This window comes from Chryseobacterium bernardetii (assembly GCF_003815975.1).
GTDB classification, from domain to species: domain Bacteria; phylum Bacteroidota; class Bacteroidia; order Flavobacteriales; family Weeksellaceae; genus Chryseobacterium; species Chryseobacterium bernardetii.
The window spans coordinates 4,450,488-4,470,490 of sequence record NZ_CP033932.1; the positions used below are offsets into that span (position 1 = coordinate 4,450,488).

Genomic DNA, 20,003 nt, shown 5'->3' on the forward strand with positions numbered 1-20,003 from the left:
TTAAACAGCATTCTGAATTCATCTTTGATGAACCTTAGTTTTTCTTAATGGTTAATTATATTTTTTCGACGCAAAGGTTTATTATAGAGACCTTATATTTTTTAGGAAGCTAAGGTAGAATCAACAAGTTGATTGAATGAAATTGGGTAGAAAACTTTGAAATTATTGTAAATTTTCTACTCATTACTCTCAATCCAAGATCAGTGTAATATTGGTATGCGATTCGATAATTTCTATAAGAATATCAAACAGTGTCTGCCCTTTCCCGTCTATTAGATCATTTAATTTTTGTTGAGCCAATTCTACATTAAAAGGTTTTCCCTGTTTGATCTTATTTTCGTAGAATTCTTGGGTGGCGATGAGCCCTAAATCTTCTTTTGACTTTTGTGATTCTTTCCAAACGATTTCAACTTCTTCCTGGTTTTCAAAAACTCCGAAGCCACCGTAAAGAATATCATCAAAACCATCTAAGGTTCCTACTTTCCAATCTGTATCTTTCATCAATGTCCTGGAAACTTCTTCGTAGAAACCGTTTAAAGATGAAAAATGACCGCCATGGATGACGATCATTTTTCTTGTATTGTTATTTGAAGTATTCAACACCGTTTTTGAATATGTTGTGATAATTCGCGGTTGGTATGTTTCTCATGAGACCTTCCGTAAATCTTTCCGGGTGTCCCATTCTTCCGTAGATCTTTCCACATGGGCTGGTAACTCCTTCAATTCCGAATAATGAATTGTTCGGGTTGAATGGCATTCCGTGGGCAATGTTTCCATCGAAATCGATGTACTGCGTTGCGATCTGTCCGTTTTCATACAACTTCTTGATTTCTTCTTCCGAAGCCATGAAACGTCCTTCTCCGTGAGAAATCGGAATAGTGAAGGTCTGACCTTTCATTCCTTTTAACCATGGGCTTTCATCATTCACTACTTTTACAGTGACCATCTGAGAGATGTGTCTTCTGATGGCGTTGTAAGCCAATGTTGGAGAGTTTTCATCAAGATCCTTGATTCTTCCGTATGGTAATAATCCGGATTTAACTAAAGCCTGGAACCCGTTACAGATCCCGATAATCATACCGTCTCTGTCTAATAATTCGTGAACTGCATTTCTCATTTTTTCGTTCTTTAAAACGTTGACAATGAATTTTGCAGAACCATCCGGCTCATCACCCGCTGAGAAACCTCCTGAAAAGGCTAGAATCTGAGAGGTTCTGATCTCTTCTACCCACGCATCAATGCTTTCATCTAATAATTGGTGACTGATGTTAATTAAAGGTAAACTGCTTACTACAGCGCCTTCTTTCTGGAATGCATTTAAAGTGTCATACTCACAGTTTGTTCCCGGGAACACTGGTGCAAATACTTTAGGCTGTGCAATTCCGTGTTTTTTGATGATGATATTTCTTGGATTGATTGAGTTTGATTTTTCGTCAATTTCAACCGTAATCTTTTCTTTTTCTACTGTCGGGAAAAGGTTTTCGAAGGTGCCTGTGTATGCAGATTCGAGAACTGTGATACGGGTTTCAAGATTGTTGATCTTTAAAAGTCCCGAATCTTTTACTTCTCCAATTAACTGTAGAGATATATTGCTTAGCTCTTCTTTAGCCTCAATGATTAAGCTACCGATATTTTTAGCTAATAAAATGGTTTCATCAGCATTAACTTCAGCTCCCAATCTGTTTCCGAAACTCATTTTTGCCAATGCTACGGCTACTCCACCATCTTTTACTGTTTTTACAGAAACGATTTTTCCTGATTTGATGTTTTCGAAGATGAATTCGTAAATCTCTTTTAAAGCATCATAGTTTGGAAGGCCATTTTCCTGAGCGATATGGTTGAAGAAATATACTTTGTTTCCTGTTGCTTTAAATTCCGGAGAAATGATATTTTGTTTTTCCCCGTTTGCGCATGCAAAAGAAATCAATGTTGGCGGAACATTCAGATCCTGATAGGTTCCACTCATGGAATCTTTACCACCAATAGCGGCTAAGCCAAGGTTGATCTGTGCATCATAAGCACCCAGAAGGGAAGCTAATGGTTTACCCCATTTTTCAGGAGCCTGACCTAGCTTTTCAAAATATTCCTGGAAGCTTAATCTGATGTTTTTATAATCACCTCCCATGGCAACAACCTTCGCTACACTTTCTACTACGGCATAAGATGCTCCCAATAATGAGTTTTGTTTTGAGATTTCAGCATCAAATCCCCAGCTTGCAAGGGAAACAGTTTTGATATCTTTTGCGCCTAAGATCGGTAGTGTCTGTACACTTCCTTCCATCAGGGTTTGCTGGTATTTCCCACCTAAAGGCATCGCTACAGTTGTTCCTCCTACGGAAGAGTCAAACATTTCCAATAGCCCTTTCTGGGAAGCTACATTTTTATCTTGTAGGGTATTCAGGAAGTTTTCTTCGTTGAAAGCCTTAGTTTCTGCTTTTACGTCTTCAAGGTGATTGATCTTTACCTCCTGAGATTTTGAACATCCGTTCGTATCCAGAAATGCTCTTGAAAGGTCAACAATTTTATCTCCTTTCCAGAACATCTGCATTCTTCCTGAGTCTGTTACTTTTGCTACCTCTACTGCTACAATGTTTTCAGCTTCACAGAATTTGATGAATTTTTCTTTGTCTTCCGGATCTACCACAACGGCCATTCTTTCCTGAGATTCGGAAATAGCGAGTTCTGTACCGTTAAGTCCTTCATATTTTAATGGCAATACATCAAGGTTTACTTCCAAAGAATCTGCAATTTCACCAATCGCTACAGAAACTCCTCCTGCTCCGAAGTCATTTGATTTTTTGATCAGCTTCGTTACTTCAGGATTTCTGAATAATCTCTGGATTTTACGCTCTTCTACGGCATTACCTTTCTGAACTTCAGAACTCATGGTATGGATAGAGGTTTCGTCCTGTTCTTTTGAACTTCCGCTTGCGCCTCCTACTCCATCGCGGCCTGTTGCTCCTCCTAAGATAATGATAGAATCTCCGTTTGCCGGCTTTTCACGTCTTACCCAATCTACAGGAACGGCTCCGGTAACAAAACCTACTTCCATTCTTTTGGCTTTGTAGCCTTCATCATAGATTTCGGAAACCATAGTGGTAGCAAGACCAATCTGGTTACCATAAGATGAATATCCGTTTGCGGCCTGTTTTGTAATGGTTTTCTGAGGTAATTTACCCGGTAATGTTTTGTCTACAGGTTCCAAAACGTCTGCTGCACCGGTTAACCTCATCGCCTGGAATACGAATGATCTTCCGGATAAAGGGTCTCTGATTGCTCCTCCCAAACAAGTGGAAGCTCCTCCGAAAGGTTCAATTTCTGTTGGGTGGTTGTGTGTTTCGTTTTTGAATAATAAATACCAGGGTTCTTTTTTACCGTCGTATTCTGCTTCAATCTGGATGGTACATGCGTTGATCTCATCAGAAATCACAAGGTTATCCAGATTTCCGGTTTTATGGAAATATTTACCGCATACTGTTGCCAGATCCATTAAAGAGATCGGTTTCAGCTCACGGCCTAAGAATTTTCTTTTTTCGATATAGTCATTGAAAATAGTTTCCAATGTGTGTTTGAATTTTCCTTCAAACTGAATATCTGACAGTTCTGTTTCGAAAGTTGTGTGACGACAGTGATCGCTCCAGTAGGTGTCTAATACTTTCAGTTCGGTTTCTGTAGGGTTTCTTTGTTCGGTTTTAAAGTATTCCTGAATAAATTTAAGATCATCTAATCCTAATGCAAAACCATGATTGTTATAGAAGTTTTCAAGTTCAGCATCGTTGAAACTGATGAAATTTTCGTGGATCAATACTTTTGAAGGGGCTTCATCAGCAGGAATATCCAGTACAGACAGGTCTTTTTCCTGAGATTCCACTTTGTTGATCAAAAGATCTTTGATCTTCACCAAATCAGCTTCTGAAACTCCTGTAAACTCGATCAGTTTTCCACTTCTTACTTTTGATTTTTCATTCTCTGTTAATAAAGCGATACATTGTTGCGCAGAGTCTGCTCTCTGGTCGTACTGACCAGGCAGGAACTCCATTCCGAAGTGGATGCTTTTTGCAGGGTTTTCTGTATGTAAAATATCAGTTACAGGATCTACAAAAGTATTATTCACTACTTTCTCAAATTCCCCGTCGTTCAAATTGAAAATGTCATACACGTTGTAGACTTTCACACTTTGAATTGCCGGAACAACTGCTTTTACTTCATCAAAAATTTTTGGACTTTCAACATCGAAAATTCCTCTTTTTTCTACGAAAATTCTTTTGTTATTAGACATTAGATGTCAGATTTTATTTAATATTAGATTTATTTTTCTTTTACCTTTCTGAGTTCAGCCTACAACACCCGGTTATTATTTACTTCTTCGCCTGTGCTGCCTGATTTTTGGGGTTATCATCCACCCTACATTATTGAGTACAAATTTACTCTTTTTACTTTCTTTAGCCTCAATCTTTTTCCTATAATGTAAACACAAGATTATTGTCTTTAGAGCCATCATTATTGGATGCATTTTTAGAAGCCCCAATCCATTCTTCTTTATTCAATACAAATTTAAAAGAATAAGGCTTCCCTTTTTCAAATCGAGAAACAGGAACCTCCAATTCATAAAGGTTTTTATCCTTTTTTATCATTTGATATTCTTTATTTTCAGGATCCCAGTTATTAAAACTTCCTGCTACAGAAACTGTATTGATAAGATTTCCGTTCAGATTTTTCGGATGGGTGTAAGAGAAAACAATTTTATCTCCTTTTACGGAATACCCATATACCTGCTTTTTATCTGAAGTTGAAATAAGATCGGCTATTAAACTGTCCGTCCCATTATAAAGTGCGGTAAATGTTTCAGGCCCGTTGATATTCACAATCATACAGATCCCGATATTCAGTTCAGGAAATACGGTAAACAGGCTATTTATGCCGTAGGATCCGCCATGTTTAAATCCTCTTTTACCATGTTGGGTAATCCAGTATTTATCCCAAAAATATCCATACCAGCCTTCTTTGCTATTGTTAATGTTTCTTTGGGATTCCTGTACTATTTTATCTTGCGGATTCAGTTCTTCTTTTAAGAATTTCACCATATCACCCATTGTAGATTCAGTTTTTGAACCACCTGAGCCCCATAAAAGGCTTTGTGAAACAGGCATCAGACGATAATTTTCATGATATCCGTTGGCCTGGGCTTCATTTTTTCCCAGTTCAAGTTTGGTATGGTTCATTCCAGCTTTTGAAAAGATATTTTCTTTCAAAAGGGTTTCATAGCTTTTCCCGTAAATATTTTCGAGCATAAGACCGGCCAATTCAAGGCTTAAATTGCTGTATTTATATTCTTTACCGGGCTCTGTATTTAATGTAACAGTGGCCAGATCCTTTTTAAAGTCTTCTTTTGTATACCCTTTGTTGAGCTTCTCATAAAGAAAAGGGGTTTCATCCGTCATATTTTTCCTTAATTCATCATCATTAGGAAGATTTCTTGGGAGTGCTGTTTCGTAAGAAATCAGGTTCCTTATTTTTATAGGGATACCATTATATTCTAAATTAGGATAAGATCCTTTAAGGTATTTACGCACATCATCATCAAGATTTACTTTCCCTTCCAGAACTGCCTGTGCCAATAGCTGACCTGTAAAAAGCTTGGTAACGGAAGCTATGGCAAAATAAGTATCATCGTTTGCTTTATTTCCTTTTCCCTTATCAATCTCTCCATAGTGTTTGGTGTAGATTTTTCCATCTTTAATAATTCCAACGGAAACAGAGTATGCTTTGGACTCTTTGGCCACCTTCTGGGCAGCTGCATCTATGATTGAGTAGACTTTTTTCTCACTTTGTGCATGATGCTTCGCAAATGCCAATGCAAAGATGAATACAAGTATATTTTTTCTCATTAGGTTTAATTCTGGTTATTTTTTGAATTTATTAGGGTTATCAGGATGTTCTTTCTGATATTGTTCTGCTTCTTTTATTTCATTTCTCAGCCACTCTTCAAAAGGAACTTTTTGCTCGTTATATGATTTTATAGTATAAACGTTCTTAGCATCTTCTGAAACCAGGAATTTAAAGCGATAGAGCATTCCCAGATCATGCTTTGTGTAATCATAAGTATTTACCTGATAATAGGGAAAATTTTCTTTGGGCCTTTCTACAATTTCAAAATACAGCTTCTTTTCTTTTTCTGGGATTTTATTGTAAACATTTACATAATAAAGGTCTGCCAACAGTTTATTTTGCTGATCAAAGAACCGGAGAATATTTTTTTCTTTTTCATTGTATTGAAAAGGATATGGATAATATTTCCCGACAATTTTCACATCCTTATCAGAATATTTGGTAAGCGGTGGCACCGTTTCTCCTTTGGTATTCATCATTCCCCATTTCTCACCAGACACTTTTATATACCCGTCCTCATCATTCCTTTTACACCCATCACAAAATGAAGCATAACCATATGTAAAATGGTCAACAAAATCATGTTTGGGTTCAATTACTGTTTTTCCGTTTCTATCCACAAAACCTATCTTTCCGTTTTTAACGAAACGTCTCAGTCCTTCTACAAAATAGTCAGGGCCGTTATCATATAGGAATGGAGTATAAAGGAAGTTGCCTTTTCTGTCATAGACATATCCCCAGGTATGCTTCTGAGGCTTTGCACCTTTTTTCTCGCCGTCAAAGAGAATGGTTTCACCCTCTACAACTTCTCCATCTTCAAGGTCTGAGTAAATTTTAAATTGTGCAGGAATGACTATTTCTCCTTTCTGGTTTTTTACGCCTACTAAGGATTCTTTGGTTTTAAAATATCTTAAAACTTCTTTCTCCTGAGAGAAAGCAAGTACGGGGATTATTGAAATGAGTAAAAGGACTTTGTTCATGGTTGGATTTAAAATAAAAAATGCAGCCCAAAAGGCTGCATATTATTTATACTTTAAGATCAGCTTCTAATCCTATTAAATCTTTATTCTGGTCTATAATCGGCTGCACTTCGTTCTTGACAAATTCTTCGGTCTGAATTGGTGCAAACCCGATAAAGTTTTTCGGATCTAAAACTTCTTTTAATTTTGATTTATCTAATTTTAAAGAATCATCGTTTAGGATTCTTTCGATCAGGTCATTTTCTTTTCCTTCTTCCTTCACTTTCTTGGAAGCTTCCATAGAATGCACTCTGATTACTTCGTGAATTTCCTGGCGGTCACCACCTGCTTTCACTTCTTCCATGATGATATATTCTGTTGCCATGAAAGGAAGCTCTTCTTCAATATGTTTGTTGATTCTGTTTGGATAAACTACAATTCCGTTCATGATGTTGTTCCAGATCAATAGAATTGCATCAACGGCTAAGAATGCCTGAGGAATGGTTAATCTCTTGTTGGCAGAGTCATCCAATGTTCTCTCGAACCATTGTGTAGAAGCTACCATTGCGGAACTTGTTGTAAGAGACATTACATATTTTGCCAATGCCCCGATTCTTTCGCTTCTCATTGGGTTACGCTTGTATGCCATAGCGGATGAACCGATCTGGTTTTTCTCGAATGGTTCTTCAATTTCCTTAAGGTTCTGAAGTAAACGTAAATCGTTAGTGAATTTATGAGCTGACTGAGCGATATTTCCTAATAATGCTACTACTTTAGCATCAATTTTTCTATCGTAAGTCTGTCCGGAAACTCCGAAAACTTTTTCGAATCCGAATCTTTTTGAAAGTTCTTTATCTAAGTGCTTTACCTTAGAATAATCTCCGTTGAAAAGTTCTAGGAAACTTGCAGCAGTTCCTGTAGTTCCTTTTACGCCTCTGAAACGAAGGGTCTCAAGGAAGAAATCCAATTCTTCGATATCAAGAACCAAACTCTGTAACCAAAGCGTTGCTCTTTTTCCTACTGTTGTTAACTGTGCGGGTTGGAAGTGTGTAAATCCTAATGTGGGAAGGTCTTTGTACTGAATCGCAAAATCTGCTAAGTTTTTCATTACGTTCACCAACTTTTTCTTCAGGATTAAAAGTCCGTCACGGATCTGAATTAAGTCTGTATTATCTCCTACAAAAGCTGAAGTAGCTCCCAAGTGAATAATTCCTTTTGCTGAAGGTGCTACATCACCATAAGTGTGAACGTGAGCCATTACATCATGACGGAATTTTTTTTCATACTCTGCTGCTTTATCAAAATCGATATTTTCAGCGTTAGCTTTTAGTTCAGCGATCTGCTCGTCTGTAATTTCAAGGCCTAAGTCTTTTTCGATCTCTGCTAAAGCGATCCAAAGCTTTCTCCAGGTACGGAATTTGTTATTATGTGAGAAATTAAACAACATTTCTTCACTGGAATAGCGCTCTTCCAATGGATTTTTGTAGGAATTCATTCGTTCTTTTACTTTTTAGATGTACAAAAATACGGTTTTTCAGTGAGAGATGAAAATTCTGGTTTTATGATTTTTGTGGAGGTTAAATGATGAAATTTTGAATATCTTTATTTATTGGATCGTGTTTCTGAATTATTATTAATATTTACATCAATTAATATAGTGTTTTTATAGGCTCAAAGTCTGGAGACTATAGTACCCTCAATAGTTTCAAATCACTTTGACATGATTTAATATGTTTTTTTTAAGATATGAGCATATTTTCAATCCATAATTTGTTCTCAGTTTTCTCTTACAAAGCTAGCATAGCACAACGACAGAACCTGTCGTATTATAAACAGGTCGCACGGTATAAGGCAAGATAATTGATATAAAAAAATATAATCTCGAACAAAAACCACCCTTTTCGGGTGGCTTTATGATTGGTGAAAATTTTCTCTTACTGATAAATGACTACATCATCTTTTTTAATTTGGTAGCCCGTTTTTTTGTATGGAACCAAAACATAAGTTTCTTTAATATGGCTTCCGCTTTTCCAGACCTTTGCTTTACCTTCTTTATCCAGGATAATACTTTTGGCTGCTCCTTCCGGAATAAAAACTTCAGCCCGCTTCATGTCTTTACTAAAAATAACTGCCGTCATGGTAGTATAGCTTTTATCTGAGCCTACTTCCTTTAATTTGATTTTCTGATCAAAAACCCGCACACAGCTATTTCTGATTTGTGAATAGGTATAACCTGCGGAGCCTATGCAGCCATGAACATCTCTGTCTCCTCCCAAAACCGGAGTTTTCTGTTGGGCAAAAACTAAAGATCCAAGGAACATCATGCTAAATAAAATTGGTTTTTTCATATTTTAATTATTAAGTTTTCAGTAGGGTAAAGTATTTGGAAAATAAAGATATTAATTTCATTCCTAGTTACAAAAATATAATTCACTGAACAATTATTTATTTTATTATTCCGGTTCTGTCTACCCCACTGAAAGGCCTGGCACAATTTATTTCCTATAGTTTGTATCCACAAAAAAAGCCACTCTTACGAGTGACTTTATCTTTCTTTGAAAACCGATCTTACTGATAGATTACAACATTATCCTTTTTAAGCTGAAAACCGTTTTTTTTGTAAGGAGACAGTACATAACCATCTTTTTTCCAAACTTTTGCTTTTCCTGCTCTGGTAAGAATTATGCTTCTGCTTTCTCCATCTTTTACAAAAACTTCAGCATTCTTTTTGTCTTTGCTGAAAATAACGGCTGCAATATAATCTCCTTTTGTAGCAACCTCTTTTAATTTGATCTTTTGTTCAAAAGTTCTAACACAGTCTTTCTTGATCTGTGAATAAGTATATCCAGCCGAACCGATACATCCGTGAGCATCTTTATCGCCACCCAATACCGGTGTTTGTTGTGCAAATGCTAAAGTACCAAGGAACATTGCGCTCAATAAAATCGTTTTTTTCATGTTGTTGTATTATTATAATTGTGCAGGATATTATTAAAAATCATGCCAAAAAATCATAAAACACATCACTGTGAAAAAAAATATTACTTTTTACTTGGTCCAGTTGATCTTTGAGTGCTTCACCTCATCAGAGCTAGTTCCGATCATGATATCAAATTCTCCTGACTCCCAGTCGTATTTCAAATCTCCGTTGTAGAATTTCAGGCTTTCCGGGGTGATATCAAAGGTTACTTTTTTAGATTCTCCTTTTTTCAGGAATATTTTCTGGAAGCCTTTCAGTTCTTTTACTGGTCTTGTAATACTTCCCACCATATCCCTGATATATAACTGAACAACTTCTGCCCCGTCATAATTCCCTGAATTGGTTACCGTTACAGAAGCCTGAACGGTCTGGTTTCCTTTCGGATTGGCGTTGGATATACTGATATCTGAATAGTTAAACCTTGTATAACTCAATCCATATCCAAATGCATACAGCGGAGTGTTGCATTCATCCATATAATTGGAACGGAATCTTTGGTATTCGCATTTATCCGTCAGTTTCTGATCCAGCGGGCGTCCGGTATTTTTAGCATTGTAGTAAATAGGAACCTGTCCAAGGCTTCTTGGGAAAGTCATCGGAAGTTTTCCTGATGGATTTACTTTTCCGAAAATAACATCAGCTATTGCATTTCCTGCTTCTGATCCTGGGAACCATGCATTAAGGATTGCATCTGGCATATCTTTTACATTCGTTAATGCCAATGGACGACCTGTGAAAAGAATCATTGCGATTGGCTTTCCTGTCTTTTTCAATTCATTTAAAAGGTCAACCTGAGACTGTGGAATGGTTATCTCTGATCTTGATGAAGATTCCCCGCTCATTTCTGCAGATTCCCCAATAGCTAAAACAATAACGTCAGCTTTATTGGCAACATCCACTGCTTCTTTTAACAGTTCTTCTTTTGAACGGCTGTCTCTATCAGTTTTCTTTCCGTGAGCGGCATAAATTTCTTCCAGTTTTGCATCATAATCAATGTTGGCTCCTTTTGCGGAAAGGAATTTTACGTCTTTACCATAATTTGCCTGAAGCCCCTGCATTAAATTCACTGAAGCACTATGCTTTGTAGCCACACTCCATGTTCCGGCCATGTTCATTGAATTGTTTACCAATGGACCGATTACAGCAACTGTCCCTGATTTTTTTAAAGGTAATACCTGATTTTCATTTTTCAGTAAAACCATTGACTGTGCAGCAACGCTTCTTGCAATATTGCGGTTTTCCAGATTATATACTTCTTTAGCGGCCAGTTTTGCATCCCCATGCTTGTATGGATTATCAAAAAGACCTAAATCATATTTTGCTTCCAGAATTCTTCTTGCTGCCATATCAATCTCGGCCTGGGTAACTTTTCCTTCGGATAATGATTTTTTTAAAGTGGTTAAAAAGCCCTCTCCTACCATGTCCATATCAACACCGGCTTTTAAAGCCAATGCAGAAACCTGCTGAAGATCTCCCATACCATGATCCACCATTTCATTGATTCCGGTATAATCCGTCACTACAAATCCTTTAAATTTCCACTGATTTCTCAATACTTCGGTCTGAAGCCACCTGTTTCCTGTTGCAGGAACCCCGTCCACTTCATTGAAAGAGGCCATTACTGAAGCTACCCCAGCATCTACAGCTGCTTTATAAGGTGGAAAATATTCATTGAACATTCTTACATGGCTCATATCAACAGTGTTATAATCTCTTCCTGATTCACCGGCTCCATACAGGGCAAAATGTTTAACACAAGCTAATATATTGGTACCGTTGGCCAGGTCTTTCCCCTGATATCCATATACCATATTTTTTGAGATCTCGCTTCCTAAATACGGATCTTCTCCTGAGCCTTCGGAAACTCTTCCCCATCTTGGTTCACGGGAAATGTCCACCATTGGCGAAAATGTCCAGTTGATTCCATCGAAAGCGGCTTCTCTTGCGGCCACTCTTGCAGACTGCTGTACCAGGTTCATATCCCATGAAGCGGCTAAACCTAACGGAATGGGAAAGGTGGTTTCATAGCCGTGAATAACATCCATTCCGAAGATCATCGGAATTTTCAGACGACTTTTTTCAACAGCTACTTTCTGAACGGCTTTAATTTTATCTGCCCCTTTTATATTGAATAATCCGCCTACTAATCCCTGTTCTACTTTTTTCCCGATATCTGAACTCTGTGCCATCCCGGTAGTAAAATCTCCGGAAGTGGGAAGGTTCATCTGGCCGATTTTTTCATCTAAGGTCATTTTAGATAAAAGATTGTCTACAAAGGCTTTCTTCCTGGCCTGATATTGTGCAGTCTGGTAAGACTGTACAGGCTTATCCACCATTTCCTGAGCGGAAAACACTGGCGAAAGCGCCAGGGTTGCTAGTACAATTAACTTTTTCATAAATCTATCTTCTTATATTATTGTTTTGATTTTATAGGGTCTTCTTTCGTATACACGAAATTTGTATTTCCAGTTTATTTATCTTTCTTTTTAGACAGCATCCATTCGTATAATTGTGGATTTGAGTAAGCAGAATCCCATGAATTATGGTTATCATTAGGGAAAATTACCAATTCTGCGGCCGGATTCACCGGATGGAGTTTCTGATAAAATTTAAAGGCATTTTCAGGTAATACAATATCATCCATTCCACCATGGAATATTTTCATATTCAAATCTTTAAACTGTTGAATATTAGCAGTCATTACCTGATCTGTAGGTGCGCAGACTGAAGCTACTGCCGCAAACATTTCAGGATGTTCCATAGCCAGCTTTAAAGTACCCCAGCCTCCCATAGAAAGCCCCGTAAGGTAAATTCTGGAAGCATCAATTTTATATTTCTTCTGAATTTCTTTGATCAGATGATATACTGTTACGGTATCCCACCAACTGCCTGCCGGGCATTGCGGAGCTAAAATAGCCACCGGTTCTTTAATCAGGTTCTTATAAGTGAACGGGCTGTGTGCTTTTACGAGCTCAAGATTATTTCCTCTTTCTCCTGAACCATGAAGAAAAACGATCAACGGAACGTCTCCTTTTGTATTCTTAGGATAATCCAATATATAGGACATTTTCTCCTGGCGTTTAACTTCTTTATTCAGTTCTGCTTTAATTTCCTGGGCATTAAGCTGTAAGGAAAACGGCAATAATAATAGGGGAAGATGTTTTAATTTCATAATGCTATCAGGTTTTGGCTAATGCCTGTGGACTTGGTTTTTACTTTCTGCTGAATTTTTGTTTCTCTCACAGATCGTTCAGATTGAGCAGATTATTATATTTGAACAATTATACTTATCAGCAAGCTTTATTTTTATATTGATTGAAACTGTTTTTGTGAAACTATTCCAATCAATTACTTTATTCCATATTTTGAGGACTGAAAACTCAGTTTTTTTAATCCCTGTTGAATTTCGGGAGCATTCATAAACAGCTTCCAAAGAAAGCCGGTTCTGTAATTTTCAATCATTGGTGCTATTGTTCCCTGATCGATGGCAAGGTATCTTGGTGTGAACCAATTGTTATAATTGATGGATGTTGCATCATAAGGTCCTGCAGATCCAATGAACTCAGGCTTTTGTGTGTATATAAACCTAAGAAAATTCATGGATTCTTTTGGGGTATACGGGAAACTGCTCAAAGCAGCTGTAGGGGTAATCACTCCATTGTCATTACCCGGCATGTGGGCGGTATAGCCTGTACTTCCATCTTCATTTCTTGTGTATCCTGCTGTTAGCCCCCAATAGTTCGGGCCATAACCTTTCCATTGTTTCGGGTTTTCAACGCAGTATTTATAATCAATAAGGGTTTGATTTTTATTAATATCGAAATAGTTTTTCACCAGTTTATCCGATAACCCTGTAGGATCAAGCCCGATGTATGAATATTGGGCCCAGAAAAGCGGCCCGCCGTATTCTTCGGCATAGTTATGTTTTACATACAGAGGTAATCCGTATTTTGTTTTGTCTGTAAGGTAGGTTCCGTTTCTGGTCCAGCCTTTATAATAAGTTTCGGCATCTATGGAATAGGTAGGTGAAGATGCAGCAAGGATATAAGTGATCAGACATTCATTATAGCCTTCTAACGGAAAATTCATTTCCCATTGGTATTCCGGTGACCAGTGCCAGTACAATACTTTTTCCCCGCCTTTGGTATACCAGTTCCACTGAATTCCTTTCCAAAGTTCATCACATTTTGCTGCCAGAGCTTTTTCTTCTGTATTTCCGTTTTTAAAGTATTCACGCACCATTAATATTCCTGAAGTAAGGAATGCTGTTTCTACGAGGTCTCCACCATTATCTTTCTTTCCGAAAGGAACTGTTTTTCCGGTTTCACCATTGATCCAGTGTGACCATGCACCTTTGTGACGATCGGCCTTAGCAAGGAAATCCATCATATGGGTCAGCCTTTTTACAGCTTCTTTTCTTGGAATGAATCCTCTTTCTACTCCTACCAGTAAAGTTGCCAGTCCAAACCCTGAGCCTCCCGTTGTAATAACGTGTTTATCATTATCAGGATAAATATCATCTTCATGATAACGTTCTCTTCCCAAGAACGAATTGGGTTCTGCATAGTCCCAAAAATATTTCAATGCATCTTTCTGCACTTTATCCATCAGCTGTTCATCCGTAATGGTACTTTTAACTCCATTATTTTTTACGGTTTCCGGTTTTGGAGCCTGAGCATTTTTACAGGAATAGGCAAAGAATAAAGAAGTTACGGCAATTGACAATAGGGTCCTTTTCATTGGTATCTGTTTACTGGTTATAAAATTAGAGGAGAATTTTCACTCTCCTCTAGTTTATGGTTGTTTGTTAATATCCTGGGTTTTGCTGAGACAGTCCTCCTGCTTCCATAATGAAATCCTGAGGAAGTGGGAATAATTCATGCTTTCCAACGATGAATTTTTTTCCTCCATCTGCAGCCATTGCAGCTTGTGCCTGACCTGTTCTTACAAGATCAAACCATCTGTCGTGCTCGAAAGCCAGCTCTAATCTTCTTTCTTTCCATATTGCAACTCTTACATCTGCTTGTGAAGTAGCTGCAGTTGGTGCTATATTAGCTCTTTTTCTTACCTCGTTCAGTAACGGAATAGCATCACTGGTTTGCCCCAGTTCATTAAGAGCTTCTGCTTTAATTAATAAGACTTCTGCATATCTTAAATAACGGATATTGGTATCTGTAGCATCTTTATCATAAAATGCTGATGAATATGCTTTATAATTGTAATATTTATTCTCTACAGTTGCAGGAACTTTTCTTCCATCATATAGTGTCATATCTCTATGAATGATAGTAGCGTCTCTTCTTATAGAATCTCCTTCTGCTGTATAAGCATCATAAAGTCCCTGGGTTGGTGTTGCAAATCCCCAGCCCCATCCTCCGGAACCTCTGGCACCCTGTACCTTACTGTATTGCTGTATCGCCCTGCCTGCATCACTTCCCGATCCCTGAATTTCAAAGATAGACTCGGCATTATTTTCTCCTGAAACTTTATAGATATCAATAAAATTAGGTGTCAATGAATACCCAGTAACCAGATTACACTGTTCAACAGCCAACTGCCATTTTTTCTGGTAAAGATATACTTTAGCCAATAATGCATGAGCTGCTCCTACTGAAGCTCTCCCTACATCTGTGGAGCCATAAGCAGATTTAGGAGGCAATGCTTCTATGGCATCTTTTAAATCTTTCTCAATAAATGCATATATTTCGTCCTTAGAAACTCTTGTAAGCTGCATTTTCTTATCATCTTCATTTCCAAGAACAGGAACGCGGTCTATTAAAGGAACGCCTCCAAAAGACCTTACGAGTGTAAAGTACATAAATGCTCTAAGAAATTTCGCTTCGCCTAATAACCTTTTACGTAATTCCGGGCTTGCTTTATCAAGTTGCGGAATATATTTTAAAGCTTCATTACATCTATTAATTCCTTGATAGTTAGAAGCAAATAGTTCTTTAAAAGAAGGAGTTGTAGCAGTAATATTCAAAGCATCCAGAATATCTTTATCAGATCCGTTGTCTCCTGCTGTGGATCCTTTATCTGCATCATCTGAAATGATGGAAGTTACCCCAATCCATGCAAAAGTACTCATATTCCAATCTAAAAACTTCGCATAGATGGAATTAACAAAGTAAGTAGCTCCATTGTTGTTATTAAATTTCTCAAGGTCATTAATCGTCATCGATTCAGAAGGTGATACATCAATAAAATCATCACTACAGCTCTGAACAGCTGTTACAGAACCTAATAACATTAAAGAAATTAACAGTATCTTATTTTTTTTCATTTTTCTAAAAGTTTACATTTACACCGAATACAAAAGATCTTAAAGTAGGATAGGCATTCAATTCTACCCCTGCCATTTTATAAGGATCTCCTTCTGTTTTTGCATCTGTAGGATTATATCCTGATAATTCTGTGGAATATCCTGTATATTTCTGCCATATTAACGGATTGATGGCACTTACGTAGAATTTCACAGATTTTACATAGTCTACAACATTTTTGATGGTATATCCAATTGAGATATTATTGATTCTAAAGAAATCTCCGGACTCAAGAAAGTATGTTGAAGCGATTGGAATTTCTGTAGAAGGAGCCGGATTTCCTGCATTTGTATTGGCAGGAGTCCAATAATTACCTGCTACTGAAGCTTCTATATTTGTACTGGTTGATCTCTGAGCTTTTTTACCATTATAAACTTTAAACCCAAATGCCCCATAACCGTTTGCCGCAAAATCCCAGTTTTTATAGCTTAAAGAAACATTAATTCCTAAGGTTGATTTTGGAATATAAGAATCGAAATATTTTCTGTCTCCTGCATCAGCACGTCCTGTAACGCCATTTCCATTAAGATCTTTATATTTCATATTTCCATTGGCATCAAGCCCATCATATTCCCATAAATAAAAACTTCCCAACGCCTGTCCTACCGTAGAACCATTAAAAAGCTTTGTCCATTGCCCGTTGCCAAGATCACCTCCTGATAACTGAGCAATATTTTTCTGTGTATCTACCCTGGTAAGTTTATTCTGGTTATAAGAGTAATTAGCTCCCAAAGAATACGACCAGTTTTCTCCAACTTTATCAGCCCAGTTTAATGAAAACTCCAACCCTCTGTTTCTTACAGCACCTACATGAGAATAATATGTATCCGACTGCCCTGACGTGATATAATTAGTAATTCCCAGAATAAGATTGTTTGTTTCTCTGTTATAGGCATCAATGCTACCTGTTAATCTTTTATTAAACATTCCAAAATCTAATCCTGCAGAAGTTTCTTCAGTAACTTCCCAGCCTAGAACCGGGTCAAAACCTTTATTTACTGTAATACCATTACTTACAGGATTGGCATTTCCGAACCCATAATTGTAAGCTGTTCCAGAGCTTAAAGGAAGGTAATTTAAAGGTACTCTTTGATTTCCAAGTTTACCCCAACCTCCTCTTAATTTCAATAGATCAAAGAAACTGTCTTTCATAAAATCTTCTTCAGTAATCACCCATCCTGCCCCAAATGATGGGAAAGTACCCCATTTTTGGCCGGCTGCAAACTGTGAGGAACCATCACGTCTTATTGTTGCACTTAACAAATAACGGTTCATTAGTTTATACTGAGCTCTGGCAAAATAAGAAACCGTTGTATTCCTGTCATATTTTACAGAATTAAGTGTCTGAACATTATTCACATAATTAGTATCCTTGATATTCCAATAGTTCTGATCATTTAAAAGCAGATTCTTTCTTTTAACAATCAGTTGGTCAATACCATTTCTTACCGTAGTTTCCGTACCTATGGTTGCTTCAAGGTCATGAACTCCGAACTTTTTATTATAGGTCAGGTAATTTGTTAAAGACCAGTTATAGTAATCTTCTCTTGTATTTTCCAGTGTATTGTATGGATTTGTATTTGAGAAGCCACTTGCTACTCTCGTTGGATCTTCTGAAAGCCATATTGCAACTTCATCTCTAAAGTTATAAGCTTTATAATTAGAATATTCACCATTAAACTGTGAGGTGAATTTTAATCCTTTAAGAATATCTATATCTAATTTCAATCCACCTTGCAGTAGGGTATTTTTATTCTGTTCATTATTAAGCAGTAATTGGCTAACCGGGTTGGTTACATCATTAAACTTATTCCCTGAATAATCTACAATACCCGTAGTTGTATTTACATAAGGCATCCCAAATTGACCTGAAGGATAGTAAACCGGAACCATTGGGGACTGTTTATACGCTGTAGTAAAGGCATTAAACGGTTTTGGAGTAGTTTTGGTAAAAGCTACACTAAAATTCTGCTGTAATGTAATTCCTTTCGCAATTTTGAATTCATTATTAGATCTAATGGTAGCTCTGTTATAATCTGTTCCTCTCAAGATAGATTGTTCATCATAATTACTTAAGCTAAAGAAATATTTTACAGTTTCTGAAGATCCTGAAACAGAAAGGTTATGTTGATTATAAACTCCTGTTCTTGTAATTTCTTTGAACCAATCCGTGTTCACTGGCTGATTTGTAGAAAACCTATTCATTCCAAGTGCTGTATTATTATACGCTGCGAACTCAGAAGCATTCGCCATCTTAACAGTCTTTAAAGGAGTTCTCACTCCTACCAGCCCATCATAGGAAACACTTAGTTTTCCTTTTCCTGTTTTGGTTGTAATAATAATAACCCCATTTGCAGCCCTATTTCCATAGATGGCCAAGGCAGCAGCATCTTTAAGAATATCATAGGTAAGAATATCATTAGAATTGATATTATTGATATTTTCAAGGAACATTCCATCAACCACATATAATGGTGATCTTCCTCCAGTTACCGTTCCTAGCCCCCTGATTAATACAGATGGTGTAGATCCAGGCATATCAGAAGCGGTAATCTGCACCCCTGCTGCTTTCCCCTGAATAGCCTGGGAGGCATTCAAAACTTTGGTTTTGGTTACTTCTTCTGCACTGATGGAGCTGATGGATGTTGTATTATCCACTTTCTTACGGCTACCATATCCGATCATGACTACCTCGTCAATCTTCTGAACTTTGGCAGAATCTTTTGTAACCTGTGCATTCACGTTCATCCCGAAGTATAAAACAGCGATGAGACATGGATACTTTAAATTACTTTGTTTCATATAGTTTCAATTTTATTCGTACAATCAGATTTTCAACATTGTCTCATTTTGAAGCATTCAATTTCTCAAATGAAGACATTAGTCAAAAATAGAAAAAAAAGCGAAACTTGTTAATATATCTTAAAAATTCAGAAAATAATATATTTCATTAAATAAAATAACTTAAAAAACCATTTATTTAAGATTTAAAATCAAAATAAACACCAATTAAATATTATATTGATAACACCAAAATCACATTTTCAATCCAAAAAATCACCAAATAATTCACTAATCATTAATATTTTGTTAAATAAAGAATAGTATTTACCTTTGGTGCAGTTTTTGAGAAAAGCAATTAAAAGATCAATGAAAAAATATATCATTGCAGCGGCTCTTATAATTGGAACCGGTGCTGTTATTACCACCACTGTACAATCTTGTACAACCTTGGCCACTTCGGATATGGGCCTTTCGATTATTAAAAGAATGTTACTCAATGGTATTGATAAAGGAATGGGCGTTTATACCAATAAAGAAGCCTTTTTACAAAACAACATGGTAGACAAGGCTCTTCCTAAACAACTCAGGGAAATAAACTCTATGCTGGAAAAAATTGCACCGTCACTGGTGGCTAAAGAAAGAGATTATATTGCCCAGGCTGCTGCCTATACTGTAAATACATCGAGACCTATCCTACAGGGTGCTGTAAACAGTTTAAACGCTCAGGATGTAACCCGGATTATTGAAGGTACCACTGCTACACAAATCCTAAAGGAGAAAACATCTCAACAGCTTATTGCCGCAATCGCTCCGAAAGTGGATGAAAAACTGAATGAATATGGCATTGTAAAAACCATCAACACTGCTTTGGCAGGAAGCAATTTCCTGGGCAACCTTCTGGGAGGAAACACCAATACAGTAAACGCAGGCGGATTGAGCCAGCTGGCATCTGAACAACTGGTAGCCGGACTCTTCAACATCATTGAAGATTACGAACATCAGAACTCCAAGTCCCTTCTAGGACCATTTGGAAAATAGGAAAAATTTCGTTATATTTATATATTATAT

General features: G+C 37.1%; 13 protein-coding genes. 1 reads left to right on the forward strand and 12 read right to left on the reverse strand.

The features are described from left to right. Window positions 1-189: 189 nt before the first annotated feature. The 12 genes from EG339_RS20360 to EG339_RS20415 form a co-directional block, all read right to left on the reverse strand. Window positions 190-603, reverse strand: a complete 414-nt coding sequence (locus EG339_RS20360) for a barstar family protein (RefSeq protein WP_123871716.1) — start codon at window positions 601-603, stop codon at window positions 190-192. Next, the gene (locus EG339_RS20365) at window positions 584-4,279 is read right to left on the reverse strand and encodes a phosphoribosylformylglycinamidine synthase (protein ID WP_123871717.1); all 3,696 of its coding nucleotides are present in this window, start codon (window positions 4,277-4,279) and stop codon (window positions 584-586) included. The genes EG339_RS20360 and EG339_RS20365 overlap by 20 nt, the downstream gene beginning before the upstream one ends. Window positions 4,280-4,460: 181 nt before the next feature. Then, a complete protein-coding gene (locus tag EG339_RS20370) occupies window positions 4,461-5,888 on the reverse strand; it encodes a serine hydrolase (RefSeq protein WP_123871718.1) in 1,428 nt (475 codons plus the stop codon). A gap of 15 nt (window positions 5,889-5,903) precedes the next feature. After that, window positions 5,904-6,869, reverse strand: a complete 966-nt coding sequence (locus EG339_RS20375) for a WG repeat-containing protein (protein WP_123871719.1) — start codon at window positions 6,867-6,869, stop codon at window positions 5,904-5,906. 46 nt (window positions 6,870-6,915) lie between these two features. Next, window positions 6,916-8,343, reverse strand: coding sequence for an adenylosuccinate lyase (purB, locus tag EG339_RS20380; protein WP_047096071.1), 1,428 nt, complete (start codon window positions 8,341-8,343; stop codon window positions 6,916-6,918). A 439-nt stretch (window positions 8,344-8,782) separates the two neighbouring features. Then, a complete protein-coding gene (locus EG339_RS20385; protein WP_123871720.1) occupies window positions 8,783-9,196 on the reverse strand; it encodes a hypothetical protein in 414 nt (137 codons plus the stop codon). A gap of 220 nt (window positions 9,197-9,416) precedes the next feature. Next, the gene (locus tag EG339_RS20390; protein WP_123871721.1) at window positions 9,417-9,806 is read right to left on the reverse strand and encodes a hypothetical protein; all 390 of its coding nucleotides are present in this window, start codon (window positions 9,804-9,806) and stop codon (window positions 9,417-9,419) included. A 90-nt stretch (window positions 9,807-9,896) separates the two neighbouring features. Next, window positions 9,897-12,224 carry a beta-glucosidase BglX gene (gene bglX / locus EG339_RS20395; RefSeq protein WP_123871722.1) on the reverse strand — a complete coding sequence of 776 codons (2,328 nt, stop codon included), beginning with the start codon at window positions 12,222-12,224 and terminating at the stop codon, window positions 9,897-9,899. Between the two features lie 74 nt (window positions 12,225-12,298). Next, window positions 12,299-13,000, reverse strand: coding sequence for a carboxylesterase family protein (locus tag EG339_RS20400; RefSeq protein ID WP_123871723.1), 702 nt, complete (start codon window positions 12,998-13,000; stop codon window positions 12,299-12,301). Window positions 13,001-13,176: 176 nt separating this feature from the next. Then, window positions 13,177-14,568, reverse strand: a complete 1,392-nt coding sequence (locus EG339_RS20405; protein WP_123871724.1) for a glucoamylase family protein — start codon at window positions 14,566-14,568, stop codon at window positions 13,177-13,179. Between the two features lie 67 nt (window positions 14,569-14,635). Beyond that, entirely contained in the window at window positions 14,636-16,111 is a 1,476-nt protein-coding gene (locus EG339_RS20410; protein WP_123871725.1) for a RagB/SusD family nutrient uptake outer membrane protein, read from the reverse strand. 4 nt (window positions 16,112-16,115) lie between these two features. Further along, entirely contained in the window at window positions 16,116-18,953 is a 2,838-nt protein-coding gene (locus EG339_RS20415) for a SusC/RagA family TonB-linked outer membrane protein (RefSeq protein WP_123871726.1), read from the reverse strand. Between the two features lie 348 nt (window positions 18,954-19,301). Between EG339_RS20415 and EG339_RS20420 the strand changes: the two genes are divergently transcribed. Beyond that, complete coding sequence (locus tag EG339_RS20420) at window positions 19,302-19,973, forward strand: DUF4197 family protein (protein WP_123871727.1); 672 nt, start codon at window positions 19,302-19,304, stop codon at window positions 19,971-19,973. Window positions 19,974-20,003 lie beyond the last annotated feature (30 nt).

Coding starts and splice junctions, on each gene's coding strand:
- EG339_RS20365 (WP_123871717.1), bottom strand. CDS start 4,279: ATGTCTAATAACAAAAGAATTTTCGTAGAAAAAAGAGGAATTTTCGAT.
- EG339_RS20370 (WP_123871718.1), bottom strand. CDS start 5,888: ATGAGAAAAAATATACTTGTATTCATCTTTGCATTGGCATTTGCGAAG.
- EG339_RS20375 (WP_123871719.1), bottom strand. CDS start 6,869: ATGAACAAAGTCCTTTTACTCATTTCAATAATCCCCGTACTTGCTTTC.
- purB (WP_047096071.1), bottom strand. CDS start 8,343: ATGAATTCCTACAAAAATCCATTGGAAGAGCGCTATTCCAGTGAAGAA.
- EG339_RS20385 (WP_123871720.1), bottom strand. CDS start 9,196: ATGAAAAAACCAATTTTATTTAGCATGATGTTCCTTGGATCTTTAGTT.
- EG339_RS20390 (WP_123871721.1), bottom strand. CDS start 9,806: ATGAAAAAAACGATTTTATTGAGCGCAATGTTCCTTGGTACTTTAGCA.
- bglX (WP_123871722.1), bottom strand. CDS start 12,224: ATGAAAAAGTTAATTGTACTAGCAACCCTGGCGCTTTCGCCAGTGTTT.
- EG339_RS20400 (WP_123871723.1), bottom strand. CDS start 13,000: ATGAAATTAAAACATCTTCCCCTATTATTATTGCCGTTTTCCTTACAG.
- EG339_RS20405 (WP_123871724.1), bottom strand. CDS start 14,568: ATGAAAAGGACCCTATTGTCAATTGCCGTAACTTCTTTATTCTTTGCC.
- EG339_RS20410 (WP_123871725.1), bottom strand. CDS start 16,111: ATGAAAAAAAATAAGATACTGTTAATTTCTTTAATGTTATTAGGTTCT.
- EG339_RS20415 (WP_123871726.1), bottom strand. CDS start 18,953: ATGAAACAAAGTAATTTAAAGTATCCATGTCTCATCGCTGTTTTATAC.
- EG339_RS20420 (WP_123871727.1), top strand. CDS start 19,302: ATGAAAAAATATATCATTGCAGCGGCTCTTATAATTGGAACCGGTGCT.